The sequence below is a fragment of the Pseudomonas sp. S3E12 genome (genome assembly GCF_001702295.1).
Classification (GTDB): Bacteria; Pseudomonadota; Gammaproteobacteria; order Pseudomonadales; family Pseudomonadaceae; genus Aquipseudomonas; species Aquipseudomonas marginalis.
Genome location: NZ_MBDT01000018.1, coordinates 75718 through 94017 on the forward strand (window position 1 = coordinate 75718; position 18300 = coordinate 94017).

Below are 18300 nucleotides of genomic sequence, written 5' to 3' on the forward strand. Positions count from 1 at the left end.
AATCAATCCGGGCGCCGGCCCTTGAGGGACAGGCGCATGGGCAGCGTCAGCGACGCCGGAGGTTTCTGGGTGGCGCGAGGCGCACGGATCAGCGCCAGCATCTGCGCGTCGGTGTCGGCATCCCCGCTGGACTTGGCCACCAGCGCCTTCGTCACCTGGCCGTCGGCGCCCAGCCACAGGTCGATCTGTATCGCAAAGGCCTTCTTGCGCAGCTCCGGGTCTTCACGCATCAGGCGTTGATAGGTACCGGCCAGGTACTGCTTGTACGTGCCGGTCCCCAGCCCGCCGCCGCCACTGCCGGCCATGCCGCCGCCCTTGCCGGCGCCGATGTTGAAGCCGTCGTTACCGGACTGCGCATCGCCGTCGATCTGCATCGGGTTGGCCAGGTCTTCATTCGGTGAAGGCGGTGCTTCCTCGGCCGGCTTGACCTCTTCGGGCTCGGGGCTGGGCACCGGCTCCGGGACTTTCTCTTCAACCTGGGGCTCGGGCTCCTTGGGTTTTTCCGGGGGTGGCGGCGGCGGTGGCGGCAACGGAATAATCGTCGGCACCTTCGGCGCTTCACGGCGTACGCCACTCATGTCATTGGCCCACTGCCAGAGAAACCAGGCCGCCACGGCGCCCAGCAACAGGCCGGCGCCCCACTTCAACGGGCGCAACGGCGGTTTGTTCTTCACCGGCAATGGCGTGATCGGGATCTGTGCGGTCATGACTCAGCCCTGGCTCGGTTTGCCGGTGACCAGCCCGACCTGGGACAGCTCCAGCCGGCGCAGCAGGTCGAGCACCTCGATGACCTTCTGGTACTGCACCATCGCATCGCCGCGCACGATCACCGGGAAGTCCGGGTTCAACGCTTTCTCGATGCGCAGGCGTTCCTCCAGTTCGCCGAGGGTCACCGGGTACGCGTCGAGGAACACCTGGCCGCCGTCATTCACGGAGATGGCCTTGGTCTTGGCCTCCGACAGCGACACCGAGGCGCTGGCCTTGGGTAGGTGGATCTGGATCCCCGAGACCTGGGCGGTGGCGGTGAGGATAAACATCACCAGCACCACCATCAGCACGTCCACCAGGGGCGTGATGTTGATGCTGTCGACGGCGGCATCATCGTCATCGTCGTGGGAGGCATTTACGGAAGCCATGGCGATTCTCCTCAGGCCGGAACCGATGCGTGATGGTCGCGGCGGTGCGCGGTTTCACTGTGCTGGCTCTCGCCGTGCATCTCCGCCAGACGGGTGATGAACTCGTCGACGAACACGCGCATGTCGGCGCTGACTTCCTTGTTGCGCGTGATCAGGCGGTTGTAGCCAAACAACGCGGGGATCGCGACGAATAGGCCCATGGCCGTGGCCAGCAACGCCGCCGCCATGCCCGGAGCGATGGCGTTGATGTTCACGTCGCCGGCCATGGCCGTGCCGAGGAACACCACCATGATCCCCAGCACCGTACCGAGCAGGCCGATGTACGGACCGCCGGCGATGGCGTTGGACAGGGTCGACAATTTGGAACTCAGGGCCTGGTTCTCACGTGTGCGCACGCCGTCCATGGAGCAACGGATCGCTTCGATGGTCGCCGCCGACACCGACGAAGTGTCGGCGCCCTGGGCACGGCGGGTACGGATCTCCTTGACCGCCACCAGGTACAGGCGCCACAACGAAGAATGGCTCAGGCGCTCAGCCAACTGCGCATCGTCGGCATACATCTCCAGGCGCGTGCCGATCTGGGCGAAGTGCTCGCGGAACACTTCGTTGGCACTGCTGAGGCGGCTGACCTGGCGGTTCTTGCGCAGCATGATGATCCACGACTGGAACATCATCGCCACCAGCACCAGGATGATCACCCAGGCGTCCACCGGCACGGCGTTGAGCAAAAAGCCCAGGCTGCCGAAACCGAAACCGGACTGTTCTTCATCCACGCCGTAGGCCACCAGTTTCGACTCGGCGCCCTGGGCGCTCGCATCGGCCAGCAACAGCGCGGCCGGGCGCGCCACCTTGGACAGGCGCAGCTCATCCATGGCCCCGGCGAACGGCAGGTGCGCGCTGCCGGCTTCCGGCAGGTCGGCGCCGACCGCCAGCTGCGTGTTGAACCCAGGCATGGCCACGGCGAGCGTGGCGCTTTCACGGCCATTCACATACAGCGTGACCTTGTCGCCCTCGGCGGTGAACGCCAGGTGCTGCCATTGGCCTGGGTTCAGCGGTTGGGTCGACACCGCGCGCTGGCCGTCGATCTCCACAAACGGCGAGCCCTGGTTCAGGCCCAGCAACAGGCTGTGGGCGCCGTCACGCCGGGCCAGCACGATTTGCTCGCCACTGGCCTGGTCCAGGCGCAGCCAGGCGCTGAACGTGAAGGCAGCGCCGGCGGCGTGTTGCAGCGACGGGCTGGCCGGCAACAGCAGCGGCTGGCCGCCGAACTGCAAGGCACGGCCGATCACGCCGTCGATGCTCGCGCCGGTGGCGTTCAACGCGGTGTTGGCGTAGGCCGTGGTGTCCCGTGGCGGCGTCGCGTTGGCGCCATCGAAGTGATAGAGCGCGGTGTAATTCGGATCGAACGTCAGCTGGCCATTGGCGGTGGCCGGGGCCTTCTGGTTGCCGTAGTACATCCAGAAGTCCTGGCGCTGGCCGCCTTCGACCTTGGGCACATCGACCCAGATCAACGCCATGCCCATCAACGGGTCGAAGCTTTCGATCTGGTGATTGAACACGGTCTTGTCATCGGCACTCACAAAGCGCAGGTCGGCGCCGTCGTCCTTGACCCCGTCAAAGGTGAAGTTGCCGGTGTGCAGGCGCACCAACAGTGCGGTGCGGCCCAGGGCCTGGCTGATCGCGGCGCCCTGGGCGGTGGTGTCCACCGAAATCTGTTTGCGGTAGTGCCAATCGTCCTGCCACCAGGCATGGGCAGTGGCCGGGAGCGCGAAGCCCAGGCAGATCAACAGGCTCAGGAATAGGCGTTGCATGGGTGAAGTCTCCGGAAGAAAAAGTCAGAAAGTCGCCTGCACACTGAAGTGCAGTCGCGAGTCCTGTTTCTGGGTGTTCGGTCCATCGAGCAGCGGGTAACCCCAATCCAGGCTGCCGGACAACCACTTGCTCAAACTGGCGCGGGTGCCCAGGCCGACACTGGCCAGGCTGTATTCGTCTTCCTGCTCGGGCAGCGGGTCGTGCAGGCGCATGCGCGCGCCTTCGGCGAACGCATAGAAGCGCCACTCCTGCACATAACTGCCGAGGAACTTGGCCAGGGACGGCGTGCGCAGTTCCTGGGAGAGCAAATACCCCTCGTCCCCGGTGCGCTCGGCCGCCAGGTAGCCGCGCACCGAGGTGGCGCCGCCGGCGGAATACTGCTCGTTGGACACCAGCGGTCCGGAGGCCAGCTGGAAAGCGCCCTTGGAGGCCGACTGCCAATCGTTGGCGAAGGTGTAGGTGTAATTCAGGTCGCCCTTGAGCACGGCAAAACTGGCACTGGCCTTGTAGCGCTTGTAATCGAACTCCTCGGCGTCGCTGCCGTAGCCAAAAAATGCACGGGTGCCGACCACCAGGTTCAAGCCCAACCCCAGCTGGGATTGCTCGGTGTAGCGATAGCCGTTGTAGCCCAGGGTGAACGGCGCGTACTTGAGCGGCACCTGGTCGCTGCTGGCGCCGAACTTCATCTGCTCGTCAAAATCCTTGAAGTCCACACCGAACGAGAACGAGTTGGCCCAGTTGCCCGCCGCCGGCAAGCTGTAGATGGCGGACACGCCGTAGGAGTGGCCCTTGCCCAACACGTTACTGCCGCCGATGGTGGCGATGTTGCTGTCGGACTGGTAACCGGAGAACTGCAAGGTCCAGCGATCATCCAGCGGCGCGCTGTAGGAGCCCGACCAGACCTTGGCGTTGTCGGTGTCCTGGGGCGCGGTGAAGTAGGTCAAGGAAATGCTGTGGCCCAGTTGCCAGAGGTTGTCATAACCCAGGGTCGCGACCGAACGTAGTTTCTCGGTGTCGGCGCTGTAGTCGTTGTTCAAACCGATACTGGCGTGCCAGGGGTTCTGGTCCTCGACCTGCAGATCCACGTCCATGGTGCCGGGGCGCTGGCCTTCGCGTACCAGTGGCGTGACCTGCCGACCGGCACTGCGGTTGAGCCCGGCCAACTGGGTTTGCACCGTGGTGAAATCCGGTACCGCACCTTCCTTGAGCCCCGGCACTTCCTCGCGGATCTCCACCGGCGAATAGTGCTTGGCGCCGACCACACGCACGCGGCCCACCTTGGTCTCGCTGACCTGCAGATAGACGATGCCGTCATCGACCTTCTGCTCCGGCAGCTCGACAAACACCGACTGGTAGCCACGCGCCTGGTAGATCTTCTGCAACGCATCGCGCGCGCCTTCGATATCGTCCAGGGTCTTTTGCGGGCCGAGAAACGGGTACACCGCCTCCTCGATCGTCGCCGCATCGAGCACGGTATTGCCGCGCACGAAGTACTCGTTGACGTCCACCTTGCGCGCCGGGGCCTCACCGCCCTCCTCGGCCCACACCGCTTGCGCCAGGACGCCCAGCGTCAGGCAGCACAACGCCAGCGTTGATTTGAACAGATGCTCCACACCGCCCCCTAACTGTCTAAGATTTTGCGCCGTCGCCGATTGCACGGCGTCTGGCCTGCTCAATTGCTGCTGGTCGAAAGATGGCTGTGCCGCGCCAGCCAGGTGTGCAGCAAGGCGAAGTTCAGGGAGAACTCCGGCATGTGCAGCAAGGCGCCACAGAACACTTCACCGATGATGGTCTGGATCAACTGCACGGCCTGCGGGTTGTTCAACAGGCTGGCGATGTCGCGCTGCAAAGCGTGGATGCTCCACACCTTCTGGTTCAGCTCCAGGCCGACGAACCAGCGGAACAGCAGGTTGTAGTTCAGTTGCTCGTGCAGCTGCTGTTCGCTGGGCACCGAATACAGCAGTTGCAGCAGCAGGATCTGCACCACGGTCTGCGGCGCGATCGACATGCCCGGCGCGACCTGGAGCAGGTCGCGATGCTGCTCGAGCACCTCGTCGATCTGCGGGCGCAACAACACCAGCGAATGCCCCGCCGGGATGTAGCTGGACACTTCCTTCAAGGCGCCCTGCCAGTCGTCCTGGGAGACGATCCACACCCACGGCGCGCCGTAGCGGTACACCGAAACCGGCTTCTTGCGCGCAGCCTCAACGATCTTCGACAGGCGCTGGTCGAGCTCCTGCATGCCTACTTTCGAGTAACGTTCCATAGTTCCCATTGCCCCACTCCTGGCGTCCCGCTGACGGCTGGGGAGGCGGCTCGTGGCGGCCTCCAGCGCGTTACATAGGCAAGACGGAAGTGGCGATGAGCTACCGAACTTTTGTCATGAAAGCTTCATTTTGGATTGTGAGGGGGGCAATTTTTCCGGGTCGGCATGTGTGGCCGTACTCGGTGGGAAATGTGGGAGGGGCGGTGCGACGATTCGACTTGCCCCCTCCCACATTTCAGTCCCAAGGGCACCCGTTAGAGAGTCGTCGGCTCCCGAGCCGCCACGGGGCAAGTCGAATCGTCGCACCCACAGTTTTAACCGAGTCTCCCCCACCATACCGGTCGGCTAATAAGAAGCTCGCCACCCTTCTGCTTGCGCAAAAAAATGGGGCGATCACTGATCGCCCCGAACGGTACATCGAGAGGTCCTTCTAAAGTTCTACAAACTGATCTGCTTGCGCTCCTCATCCGTCAACCGCGCCCGCGCCTGTTCACTCAGCGGCCCCGCGCCCAGCACCTGCACCGGGCTGTCGGGGTTGTAGCCCGAGGTTTTCCGAGGTTCCGGTTCACGCGGTAACGGCTCGGCGCCCAGGCTCAGCACCTCCACGGTCATGATCGACGGCCGGCCCTGTTTGGCCGCCGCCTGCTGACTGCGCGCCGCGTCTTCTGCGGCCTGGGACGCCGCCGCTCCCGCCGCGCTGGCCGAGCTCATGGCGCCGGTGTTGACGGCGGCCGACACCGGCACCCCGGACGACTTGCCCTGGGTCTGGATGTTCGCCGCGTTCACCACCCGCAGGGCGGCGATGTTGACGTTACCCGATACCCGAATGCCCGCCTCCCCCGCATCGATGGTGCCCATCGGCGCGATCAGGTCGATATCCCCCGCCGGCACTTCCGGGATCGGATTCAGCGTGGCGATCCCCGCACCGGTGCTCGGCACCGACGGCGACAGGCTCACGTTGCCCCAGTTGTCATAGACGCGCTTGGGCGGGGTGTACACCACGGTAGTCTTGGAGCCGCGACCGGCGTTGATGTCGCCCTGGGCGGTCCAGGCCAGGATCGAGCCGCCGAAGGTGGTCATGATGCGGCTCTGGCCGAGCAGGATGCTGCCCAGGGAATACAGCTGGATATCCCCCGAACCCTGGGTGATCAGACCCGCTGTCGACGGCGGCGCCGCGCCTTCGATGCCGAAGGTCTGGCTGCCGCCCGGGGTGAGCATCTGGATCGAGCCACCTGCATTGGTGTGTACGCCCGAGCCGTTGAACAGTGTGATGTCGCCTTGGTAGGTGATCGCGTTACCGGCCACGTCCTTGTCCGGGAACAGCGCCGCAATCGCCGCGCGACCGCGCAGGTAACTGCCCTGGCGCACGCTGCCGTCCTGGTTGTACTCGCGGCCGGCGGCCTTGAGTTCGGCGAAGTACACGTCGCGGGCAAATATTCGTTGCTGCTCGGCGGGCAGCGCCGCGTAGTAGGCGCGGGCCTGCTCGCTGTCGCCGACAAAACCGAAGCGCTCGGCGAGCCAGGCAAGCAGTTCGTTTTCGTACGTCTTGGCGACCTTGGCCCCCTGCAACGACTCGCCCGCTTGTGCCTGGTTGACAGGGTTCAGGTAGCGCTCGACAAAACGCTGGTAATCCGGCCCGTTGGCGCCGACACCGGCCTGCATCACGATACTCGCGCCGGGCCGGCTATCGCCTGGCAATACCCCACCGAGGCTGGTCACGCTGTACTCGCCCGCAGGTCCCGTCATCAGGATATTGCGGCCTGCCGACACGTCCAGCAGGCCAGGCCCGGCCACCTCGAAGTTGCTGTAGAGAATGTCGCGACCGGCCGACACGATGGAGATATCGTTGGCGTTTTTGTGCAGGAACAGATTATTGCTCGAAGGCGCGTCCGTCCTGTCCACACCAAAGCTACGCCCACTGCTGACGATATCCCGTCCGGCCATCATCCGGACCGGGCCATTCCCTTCATACCAGGTCTCGCCCTCATGCAGGGATCCAGGGTCACTGCTGAACGTGATTATCCGACCACTGCTCACCCCGACCAGGTCCCCGTCTATCGCATAAAAACGCGCCGGCTCAGCACTGCCAGCGGATGACGCGGCTGCCGTGCCGGAACCGAACGCCAACAGCGACAGGCTGACCAGGCTACCCGTGGGCGGCAGGTTGCTGACCACTACAGCATTGCCAATACGGGCCTGGTACGCAGGGTTCCAAGGGGTTGCCATCGCACTCGGCGCCGCCCCGGACTGGCTCACGGCCATGCCACCGGCGTAGATCGAGCCCTGGGCGAGGAACTGCAACTGGCCGGCCGGCCCGGGAGCCAACATCAGGGGGTCTGTGTAGTTGAGGTCAGAGTTCTCCTGCGCACGGGCCGCTTTACCGTAATACAGACTGCCGCCGGCCGCCGTTGCCCTGACGATTGACGGGTAGGCCACAGCCAGGTCAGCCGGCGTGTCGGGCAGGCTGACGGGGGTCAGGTTACCGCCCAAGGAAAACAGATCAATAGCCGTGTCCTTGGTCCACAGGGTAAACCAACTGCTGCCGGTGCCGAGGGTGGTGCCTTGTGCAAAAGGCGAAGAATGGCTAACCGGCACCCGGCCCGGGTCTTCGACGGTTTTCACCACCTGGTCACCCAGGGTCTGCACGTTGAACGTGGCGTCACCCGGCACCAGGGTCAGCCCACCGCGCGCCACGCCACGGGTCGAGACCAGCGGGTCGAAGGCACGGGTCTCGCCCGGGCTCTGTTCGGTAGAGGTTGCCCCGTACAGCAAATCGACGCTGCCCACACTGGCGCTGCGCAACTGCACATCACCACGAAGATTGACCAGCATGCCGTCACGATGGTCCGCATTGGCAACGACAACACTGGCAGGGTTCATGCTGCCACCGATGCGCACCCGCAGATCGCCCCCACCGGTCACTTGCAGGCTGCCATCGCTGGCGACCCTGCCCGTGCTGCCCACTGCCAGGACCAGGCCTTGGCTATGGGGGTTTACGGCATCGTTGCCGAAGCCATAACCCAGGGTGTTCAAGACCCCGGCGTCGCCGCCGACATTGACAGCCAGGTCGCCACCGCCCAGGGTGCCGAAGCCGGTGAAACCCAGCATTTTGTCCGCGCCTGCAGCCGCTGCGGTGTAACTGCCGAAATTGATCCACCAGGCGCTCGGTTGAGCCTGGCCACCCGTCGCCACATCGCTGCTGCCCTGGCGCCATAGCCAGTTGCCGATTGCCGCCGAATCGAACCCGAGATCCTTGGGGTTGGGTCGCCCGATGTTGCTCTGGGCGATGCTGGTGATATCACCGGTCAAGTCACCCCCGGTATTAATCGTCAGATTGCCCCCGGCCTCTGGATACCAGGCCCGGTACAAGCTCGTGGACGAGCCGTTGACGAACTGCTCGAACAGGCTGCCAGGATCACCCAGCACGGTGGCCCCCTGCTTCGCCTTGGGCTGATTGTAGGGGTCGCCCTGGAAGGTGCCGGCAGAAGACGTACCGGCGGTGTACACCCCATACAACGAGTCCATGCTCAGGTTACCCGCGCTCAGCAACTCCAGATCGCCGGTCCCGGTGCGGATCACGCTCAAGCGCGTGCTTGCCGGTGCAGCGGCGTATTCCTGCGGGTTTTTCATCTGGCAATACGTGGGGCTCGCGCACAGTTGCTCCACGGTAATTTGACTGAAACTGAACGCCAGCGCCTCGGTGACCTCGTCCCCCGCCTTTACGATGATGCCCTTCCTCGCGAATCGAGCGACTGCCGCCGGAGTGAATATGTAAGCACCCGTGGTCTTGCAGAATTGCGGGGATGCACCGCAGAAATCATCGATTGAGCCCTTATTGAGGCCGTCGAGCACACGCTGGTCGATCGGATCACCGGCCTTGACGGTCACCCCGACGCCCGCCAGGTACGTGACCCCGGCAGCCGTCCAGGTTTCCACGCCACGGGGTGGTAATGCCTTGGCGAACATGCCGTAGTGAGTGTCCGCCAGATGCAGGTCGCCGCTGCGCGGGTGCGCTTGCAGGATGCGACTGTCGGCAGCCTCGGTATCGGCGCCCGCGACCAGGCGCAGCGACCACGACTGGGTGCCTTCGGCAAGCATCGGCGAGATCGCCCAAAGCTGCCCGGCCGCACCGGCGCGCAACGCCACCGACTGGACCCCGGCAGGCAACTTGACATCCGTGCCGGCAGGGATCAACGCACCTTTGGGCAAGGCCTTGAGGCCATCGAGCAGCACAATGTTAGTGGTCAGGCCTGCCTGGTCCACACTTGGCAGCGGTACGCCCTTTGGCCAGGTCATGCCTTGCAGCACGGTACCCTCGGTCAACAGCGTACCGGCGCCCAGTTGCGTACCCGCCACCAAGGTCTGCGCCTCGCCGAGCAAGGTACCGGCGGCAAACAACAGAGTGCCGCCGGCATCGCGCACATCGGCCGCGACGACGCCGCCCGCAGGCAATACCAGGTCCTGGCCCAACGTCGCGGCCACTGGCAAACGCGTATTGGCGGCGACGGTCAGGCCCTTGATCGGCAGGTCATAGTTAAGGGTCGCGCCGGCCGGGAAGGCGGTGCCGTCGGCCAGGGTCACGCCGTTGCCAGGCACCACCACCGTGCCGCCACGGTAGTCGATACCCGGCAACAGCACCCAGCCCTTGTCATCGGCAGACGCCGACGGCGGTGCGAAGCCGTCGTTGATGCTGCCATAGATATTCAGGTCACCCCCGGCGCGCAGGGTCAGGCTGCCGGATTCACCCGAGCCGTAGACGGCATTATCCTGCTGGCTATGGGGGTTGAGGCTGGCGTAACGGTAGCGGGACAGGTCCACGTCGCCCTGCACGACCAGGTCGCCGTCCGCCGTCTTGCTGACGATTTCCACGCCAGGGCGCAGGTGGAAAGCATCGGCGTAAGTGGCGTTGTTCAATCCGGCGAGTTTGTTTTGCAGCAGGTTGCTGTTCTGCAACGCCGCCTTGATAAAGGCGTCGCTCAAGGCGTGCTTGCCATCCAGGTAACCCTGGGTGATTTCCTGATACGGCTTGCCGCTGGCGGTAGGGTCGGTTTTTTCCGGGGCGTCGTCGTAGGTGATCATGCCGTTGAGCGCAATCGAACGCGCGCCTTGGATAGTCAACTGCCCACGGGCGTCGATGGCGATGTCATTGCCGCCCACTCGCGGCGCGTTGAGCTCCAGCGTACCGCGGCTGCGCCCGTCATTGCCGGTCGCAGCAGTACCGTGACGCAGGTCGATACGTGCCCCCTCGGCGAGGGTCAGCTGGCCGTCACCGGAGCCCAGCACCACCATGGCGCGGTTGGGCGAGTCGATGATCTTGCCGTAGCTGTCCACCCGCAGTTTGCTGCCATGGGCGTCTAGCACCGCCGTGCCGTCGAGAGTCAGGCCGTGCTTGCCGGCCAGGTTGATGCTGCCGACCCGCTCACCGCTGGCGTCCACCAGGCCATTCACACGCAGGCTGCCGTTATCCATGGACACGCTGATGGTGCCGGCCTTGAGCCCGTTGCCGATGGTCAAGTCGCCCTGCTTGAGCTGGAAGCTGCGGGCACCGAAGACCGCGCCCTGGTTGAGGCGCTGGTTAAGGTCGGCGAACTGCTGGTCCAGGGAACCGCTGCCGCCCAGGTGCTGGGCCTGGAGTTCCACGGTAGCGGCCTGGTAGGGCATCGAGGTGCCGCCAGCCGCGTAATAACCGCTGCTGCTGCCAAGGATCCTGCCTTGCAGGTCGACGGTCCCGGCCGCCGCATCCGTGGCCACGGCCCGCAATTTACCCGCCTGGTTGTGCTGGGCCGACAGGTCGATGGTCGAGCCCGCCGCCTGGCGGATATTACCGCTGCGGCTGTCCAGCAACACATCGCCGCCCCAGCCGTATTGGGTCACATCGTTGAAGGCAATGGCGCGGCCGGCCACGTCGATCAAGGCGTCATCGGTCAAGACCACATCGCCCCGGGCGCTGAGGCTGACCTTGCCGCTGGGCAACACCACCGCAGCGGCCACGCGAATGCTGTCGCCTTGCAGGGACAGCTCGGCCCCCTGGCCGTTGGCCGTGCCACGGGGGCCGGCCGACGCGCCGATATCAATCGCACCGCCGGCTTTGATCGTGTTCACCGAGCCGGCCTCACCGGTCATCAACGGTGTACGGATCGTCAGGTTGCCGCCGCTGTACTGGAAGCCGTTGACCGGGTCATACGCGCCCTGGCGCTGGTACACCGACAGGCTGCCCTTGTGGTTGGCGGTGATGCGTTCGCTGGCGTTGAGGTTGACGTTGGCGAACCCCAAGGCCAGGCGGTCGAAACGCTTCACCTTGCTCGTCTGGCCGAACTCGCCATAGCCGAATTCGATACGCTCGGCGTTGATGTCCAGGCGTCCACTGCCGGTGCCCGCGCCGCCCGTCACCACCGCGCCAGGGGCGTTGGTGGCGCCCAGCCAGATCAGGTTGGCGGTGTGGATCGTCGCCACATCGTTGGCCGCCCCGGCGCCATACATCGCCGGGGTGGACAGCATCAGGTTGTTCAGCAGCGATTTGCCGGTGACGGGGTCATAAGTGTCCAGGGACGTGGTGCCGTAGAAATTGAAACTGTCACGGGCCGACAGTTGCAGGGTTTCCAGGGCAGGCGCGCCGAATTGCGTGTCACCGCGCAGCAAGCGGTCGAGCAGCGCCTGGGTCAGGGTCAGGCCGGCCGGCACGCGGTTTCCGGCAGCGGCGAGGGCTTCGGCGCTGCCCAGGTTGATGGTGCTGACACCCAGGTTGAGGTGACGCGTGCCATAGCGCACCTGGTCGCCCAGTTGGAAGGTACTGTTGGTCAGCGCCACGATGCTGCCGTCGGAGTACAGGCCGGTCTGGCCGCTGCACGTGCCGCCGTCGCAGGCGCCGATGTTAATCCCGCCGCTGACCCCGTCTGGCGACGGCGCACTGACCACATTGAGCAGCCCGTTGGACACCGCCAGCATGTTGGCAACCCGATAGATAAACCCGTCACGTGCGTCGTAACTGGCCTTGCCGCGGCCCAGGGTGTTGATCGAGGCGCCCTGCTCCACCACGATTGCGCCGGTGTCGCTCACCAGAAAGACTTCAGGGGCCGCCAGTGTTGCCCCTTCGCGCAGCGTCACCGTGCTGTTGGCACCATTCGCGCCGGATGCCAGGTTGATAAAGTTCCCGGACTGGCCGTACTCCACCACCGTCATGCCGCCCACCACCAGCCGCGATGCACCCAAGGCATTGAGGGTGTCGGCCTTGAGCGTGATGCCGGCGAAGTCTGTAGTGGCGGACTTGCCCGCGCCGATCACTTCGATACCCTGCCGGGTTGGGTCCAGCACTGCCACCGTACCGCCGTAGCCGCCTGGGGCGGCATCGAAACGGCCGATGCCCTCGAACGAGAAGGCATCCGCACCCGCACCAGGGCGCAGCGACAGTTTCAAGGTTTTGGCATCGGCTTCCAGCATCGGCCGGGGCACGCCGATCCGGGCTGCATCGGCTCTGGCAAACTGGGCGTAGCTGGTTTCGTTGTATTGGGAATAACGGCGCAGGGTATCGGCCGAGGTCAGGATCAATTGGCTGGCGACGCTGTTGCTGATCCCCGTGTGGGCAATCGACAGCTGCCCCGAGGTGGCCCACGAGCCATTGCGCATCAGCGTGGTCGCACCATCGCCGCCAAGCCCGGCCAGCCCATTGATTTCGACGCGAAAGGCCCCCGGCATCAGGGCATAGGTCGACGGCATCAGGGTGTAGGTGCCCGCCGGTAACCCCGGCACACCAGCGCCGATGGTGATCTGCTGGCCGATCAACGGCGCCACGGCACCGCCCTCCGCCGCCACCGGCGCCGCGCCTGGCTGTACCCCGGGCACAATCGCATAGATCGGGTTAGTGGACAGCCCCGGCAGCACAAACCCGCCGTTGGCGCCGAACTGCACCAGCGGGTTGTAGCGCGCATCGGTGGAACCGCCGCGCCCGGAAATGAAGCCGGCGCCCAGCAGTTCGCCACCGCCGGAGAGGTCCAGCGTGGCATCCGGCTGCACGGCGACGGTGGTACCGCCCAGAATGACGCCGACGCTCAAGTCGCTGTTCAGGTTGGCCACCCCGCCCTGGCCGATAAACGTGACCTTTTGACCGTTGTAGCGGTACTCCTGGCCATCCAGCGTGCCGCCATAAGGCAGCACCAGCCCCTTGCCACTGACCGAGGTGATACTGCCCGGCAACAGTTGCACCAGGTTACTGCCCATGCTGCCGATATCGATCAGCCCCAGCGGCGCCCGCACCACACCGCCCTGGCGAACCGTGGCGGCGCCCAGTTGCAGGCGGCCGAACGCCGAATAGGGAATGGCGGCGTCGGCCGTGCCGGTACGGCCAATGGTCAACGTACGCAACGGGTCGAACAGGATATCGTTGATACCTGCCTCACCCAGGTAGCCCGCGATCACCCGCGCGCCGACCTGTGTGCCGGGGTACAACTGCGCCGCGCGCAAGGTCATGTCGCCCTGGGTCAGCAATTGGGTGCTGATACCCAGGGCGACTCCGTTCTCATTGGCCCCTGCCAGAAACCGCAGGTCACCCTCGCTGGTCAGGTTGACCTGGTCAAAGCCACGCCGTTCCATATCCAGCAGGCTGCCATCCGCCTGGCGCAGGCTACCCTTGACGCCAAACAACACGCTGCCGCGCACATCGATCAGGTTAGCGCGGGCGTTGAACTGAGCGGCGGTTTCACGCTGGGACGGGACAGGCAGCACAATCGCTGGACGCACATACCCGTCCCGGCCTGGCGTGTTGACGCCAGCCAGCAATAGATACGGTGCAGCCAGGTTGACCCGGGTGTTGTCAGCGGCATTTTCACTGAGGCCGAAGGCCGTACCGAACAGCCGCAGACTCTGGCCCAGCGTCAGCGAAACATCGCCATCGGCACTGATGAGCCCGTTGCTCATCAAGGCCAGGTTGTCAAAACCGCCCGCGCTGACCTGGTCCACTCCCAGACGCCCATGGCCGTACTCCAGGCTGCCGGCAGCCTCCTGCGGCGTACCCGCCAGGTCGTGGCGCTGGTGCGTCTGGCTGATCAGCAATTCACGGCCTTTGAGCACCTGATCAACCACGGTATTAAGTGTGTAGAGCGGGCTGTCCAATGCGACCGCGAGACTGCCGCCCGCAGCACCGGCGCCCCCCGCCCTGGCGACAAAGCTGCCGTCCAGGTACAGGCCGTTATTGGACGCCAGGCTGATACTGCCGCCATTGCTGGCCTGGCGCACCATGCCCTGCCCTGGAACATTCAGCAGGGCCTCGGTGCCGGAGGCATCCAGGCGCGCACCTTCACGCACCACCACAAACACGTCACTGGCCGTGGCCACCCCGGTCTGCAGATCGAGCGTGCCGCCGATAGTGATGGTACCGCCGTCGCGGACCAGGCCATACGCGCGGCCAAGGTTGTCAACCGCCGTGGCAGCACGCGCTGCGACATCGATCAGCGCATGCTCTCCGACCCAGATGGAGCGACCATGGCCAGCCGCATTCACATCCTCGGCAGACCCAGCCTTGATGCCCCCCAGGGTCACGCTGCCACCCCAGGCGTTCAGCGTGCCGTCCATGTTCAATTGGCCAACGCTGCGCAGGCTGATGGCCTGGCCGGGGTCGACATTGATGACCGCGCCCTGGCCCACCGTCAGGGCAGTGGTTGCCAGTTGTTCGGCGGTGGAGTCGACGTAGCCCGCGTTCAGGCTCAAGCCGGCGCCACGGCGCTGGGTCAGCAGGCTCCTGGTCGGATCTTCCTGATAGAGCATGGGCGTCCAGCGCTCCAACGCACTGACCGGATCGCTGCCGGTGGCGATCGACGACGCCTGTGCGCCCAACCGATACACCGGGACCGTGACATCGACTTGGGTACCGTCGGTGACGATCAAGCCCTCGTTGCCGGTGATGTCGTAGGCCGAAAAACCTTTATTGAAGAAGTCAGCGGCCAGTTTCAGGGTGTCGGCATCCGCCGCAAGGGGGCTGTCGCCGATCTGCACCTTGCGCGCCTGCAACGCCAGGGTGCCGCCGCCGGTGACGCCATAGCCGCGCACCTCGCCGTCCAGTCCCAGGGCGCCGAGCGCGCCCAGGGTCACGTTGCCGCCCTTGCCGCCGGTGAGCCGGCCATCCACGCCGAGGGTGCCGCCGGAAGAGGCGTCCACCACGCTGCCGGCCATCAGGTGCACGTTGCCCGTGCTGCGCAGCGACACATTGCCACCGTTCACATAGGCCACGCCGGTGCTGTTGGCCGCGTCCAGCAGCAGGTTATTCCAGCGCCCGCTGGCATCCAGCTTGACCCCGGCGGCGACCGTCACACTGCCGTCGCCCGGCAGGATCGTGTCCTCGACAGCGCCGTCCTTGGTCGGATCGACCTGGCTGAGGATGTTCCCGGCCTGGAGGCTGCCACCGTGGGCCGTCAGGTTGGCATTGATGGTGACGCCAGGCCCGAGCAGGGTGATAGCACCACCGTCCGCCACGTTGAGTGCACCGTTGACGCTGACCTGCTGGTTGGCGGCGACCTTGATTGCGCCCAACTGGAAACCGTTGAGCTGGTCACTGTCGAGCACGATCTGCCCTTGGCGTTCCGCTGGCAGCGCCGTCGTGAGGTCCAGGCCATCGGCGATTTTCTGTGTATTGCTGTCGATCAGCACCTGCTCGGTGCTGCCGGTCAGCGCATAGCGCAGGGTGCCGGTGGTCTTGTTGTAGACCGGCGTGTAGCCGCCAATGATCAACTGCGCGCGCTGGGCCATGGCCTTCTGCGACTGCTGGTAACCGTCAAGGTTGATGTTCGGTGCCTGGGTCTGGCGATCGCCCTGGAACACATCGCTGACCACCTGGCCTTCCAGCACCGCACTGGTGGTACCGACCACCAGCTTGCCGGCATCGCGGCCCACGGTATAACCGTTCTCGTAACGGCGCTGCTTGGCGATCATCGGGTTGTAGTAGAAATCGGTCTGGCCCCAGCGCTTGCTGGTGTCTTCATAGCCCTTATAGAGCCCGGAATAGAGAATGTCGCCGGGCGCGTTGGACAGCTCATACAAACGCCCGTCCGGGCCCTTGAGCCAGGTCTGCTGGATATACCCGGCCTGCACATCCACGGTGCCGCCCGACAGGTTGATCTGCGCACCCTTTTGAGTCACCACGTCCTGGCCGGTAAAGGTCACGGTACCGCCCTGGGCCATCCACTCGCCCACCGAGTGGCCCTGGGTGCCGAGGTAACCGCCAACCTCCAGCAAGCCGCCGGCGGTGTACCAGCGGTCCGTGGCATAGCCGTTGGTACCGGCCGGCACAAACACCAGTTCGCGCAGGTCGACCCACACATCGTTGTTGATCAGCTTCCCGTCTTCACGGTTGACCGGTGCGTCGCGTTGCTCGTTGCCCTGTACGTTGATCTTGATGTTGTTGGCTTCCATCGACACCTTGACGCCCACCGCGCCGGACACGTCGATCATCGCCCCATCGCGCACCAGGCTGCGCCCGCCCGCGCTGACCGCGACCTGGCCACCGGTCGCCAGGGTGATCGAGCCTTTCTGGAAGTCCACGGTGCCGCCGCTGACGATCTCGATACGCGACTGGTCGGTACGATCGGCCACGGCGCTCAAGTGGTTGAATTGCTCGGTGATCAGGTTGGCGGGCTTGCCATCGAACGAAGTCAGGCCATTGTTTTTCTGGGAATTGAGGGCGCTGCTGCCGCTGGCGTCCAGCAGGATCGCGGTGGTGCTGCCCTCGCCCAGGGTGACGCTGCCGGTGGTGTCACTGGCCGCGTTGAGCAAGTGGATGGTGCCGCGCGTATCCACCGAGGTACTGGTCAGGGCCACACCGTTTTGCTGGACCTGGTGGCCGGTCAGGGTGATGTCGCCGGTGGAGGCCATGATCAGGCCGCTGTTGGTGACCTTGCCCGCAGTGCTGTCGGCGTTGAGGGCCGTCGCGACTTCATTGCCACGGGTGGTGGAGCGCTCGTTGCCGGCGGTGCCGACGCCTTTGCGGATATAGAAGCTGTCGCCGGCCGCCAGGGTCGTCTGGCCTTTGGCAGTGATGAGCGTACCGGCGTTTTCAACCTCGGTGCCGAGCAGCAAGGCATAGCCGCCGGCATTGGTGGACGTGGCGGCGTTGTGGGTCTGGATCAGCGCGCCACGTTGCACCTCGACCTTGCCTGCCGCGTCGGTGAAGGTCGGTTGCGTACCGGTGGTATCGACGTAGAGGCCACGCTGGGTGAACTGCTCATCGGTGATGTTCGCCGCCGCTGCCACCAGGTTGCGCACATTGACCTGGCTGGTGCCGCTGAACACCACGCCGTTGCGGTTCATGATCATCACCGTGCCGGCGCCGTTGATCTGGCCCTGGATCTCGCTGGGCCGGGCATCGGGGTCGTTGACGCGGTTGAGCACGGCCCAGTTGGATTGCTGCTGGAAGTCCACCGTGGTGTTGCGCCCGACGTTAAACGTCTCCCAGTTGAGGATCGCCTTGTCGGCGGTCTGCTCGATGCTCACCGTGGTCTTGCCGCCGGCCTGGGTCTGGGTCGGCGCCTTGGCGTTGGTCCAGCCCTGGGTCAGGCTGTTGTCCACCTGCAAGCCGCCCTTGCCCAAGCCATCGGGAATCGTCGACACCTGGCCGAACGCAGCCTGGCGCCCCGCCGCTTGCGCGGCCTGTTGCGCGGCAATCGCCGCGACACTGGTGTTCAGCGTGCTGATGGAGCGCGCCAACTGCTGGTTGACCCGTGCCTGCTGGTTCAGCGTCGGAACCCCCGGCACCTGCCCGGCACTGAGCCGCGCCGCCGTCGCCGCCTGGGTCGCGCCCTTGTCGGCAAACCAACTGGAACTGAACGCCGTAGCCGCATGGGCATTGCCCGCCACCATCAACAGGGCGATGGCCTGGGCCAGTGGCTTGAGGCGCAGGATCGTCTCTTGGGCTTTCAGGTTAACCGGTGATTTGCAGCGGACCATCGGGGATCTTCCTTCTTTGTTATCACGCAGGGAGCAAGACACGCTCACGTATGAGGGTTAGGCGGTTGGCGAGGAGCGCGACTGAACTTCTGTCATGCAAAGTTCACATACGGCTGCTAACGCAAAAAAATCAGCAACGGCATAGGCCGTTGCTGATCA

Annotated in this window: 6 protein-coding genes; all 6 read right to left on the reverse strand. The window is 65.0% G+C overall.

The genetic code is table 11. From position 1 onward, the window contains the following. Positions 1-2: 2 nt before the first annotated feature. The 6 genes from BB029_RS15185 to BB029_RS15210 all read right to left on the reverse strand — a co-directional run bounded on the left by BB029_RS15185 (position 3) and on the right by BB029_RS15210 (position 18141). Positions 3-707, reverse strand: a complete 705-nt coding sequence (locus BB029_RS15185) for an energy transducer TonB (RefSeq protein WP_065939819.1) — start codon at positions 705-707, stop codon at positions 3-5. A gap of 3 nt (positions 708-710) precedes the next feature. Further along, complete coding sequence (locus BB029_RS15190; protein ID WP_010211136.1) at positions 711-1136, reverse strand: biopolymer transporter ExbD; 426 nt, start codon at positions 1134-1136, stop codon at positions 711-713. A gap of 11 nt (positions 1137-1147) precedes the next feature. Continuing rightward, positions 1148-2947: a DUF2341 domain-containing protein gene (locus BB029_RS15195; RefSeq protein ID WP_065939820.1), complete on the reverse strand. Its 1800-nt coding sequence runs from the start codon at positions 2945-2947 to the stop codon at positions 1148-1150. Positions 2948-2971: 24 nt separating this feature from the next. After that, entirely contained in the window at positions 2972-4561 is a 1590-nt protein-coding gene (locus tag BB029_RS15200) for a ShlB/FhaC/HecB family hemolysin secretion/activation protein (RefSeq protein ID WP_065939821.1), read from the reverse strand. Positions 4562-4620: 59 nt separating this feature from the next. Continuing rightward, positions 4621-5214, reverse strand: coding sequence for a transposase (locus BB029_RS34280; RefSeq protein WP_065939822.1), 594 nt, complete (start codon positions 5212-5214; stop codon positions 4621-4623). A gap of 438 nt (positions 5215-5652) precedes the next feature. Next, positions 5653-18141 (reverse strand): filamentous hemagglutinin family protein, encoded by a 12489-nt coding sequence (locus BB029_RS15210; protein WP_065939823.1) that lies wholly within the window; start codon positions 18139-18141, stop codon positions 5653-5655. Positions 18142-18300: the final 159 nt, after the last annotated feature.

Bases quoted from the DNA above. Each gene is read 5' to 3' on its own strand.
- BB029_RS15185 (WP_065939819.1), bottom strand. From the start codon at position 707: ATGACCGCACAGATCCCGATCACGCCATTGCCGGTGAAGAACAAACCG.
- BB029_RS15190 (WP_010211136.1), bottom strand. From the start codon at position 1,136: ATGGCTTCCGTAAATGCCTCCCACGACGATGACGATGATGCCGCCGTC.
- BB029_RS15195 (WP_065939820.1), bottom strand. From the start codon at position 2,947: ATGCAACGCCTATTCCTGAGCCTGTTGATCTGCCTGGGCTTCGCGCTC.
- BB029_RS34280 (WP_065939822.1), bottom strand. From the start codon at position 5,214: ATGGAACGTTACTCGAAAGTAGGCATGCAGGAGCTCGACCAGCGCCTG.
- BB029_RS15210 (WP_065939823.1), bottom strand. From the start codon at position 18,141: ATGGTCCGCTGCAAATCACCGGTTAACCTGAAAGCCCAAGAGACGATC.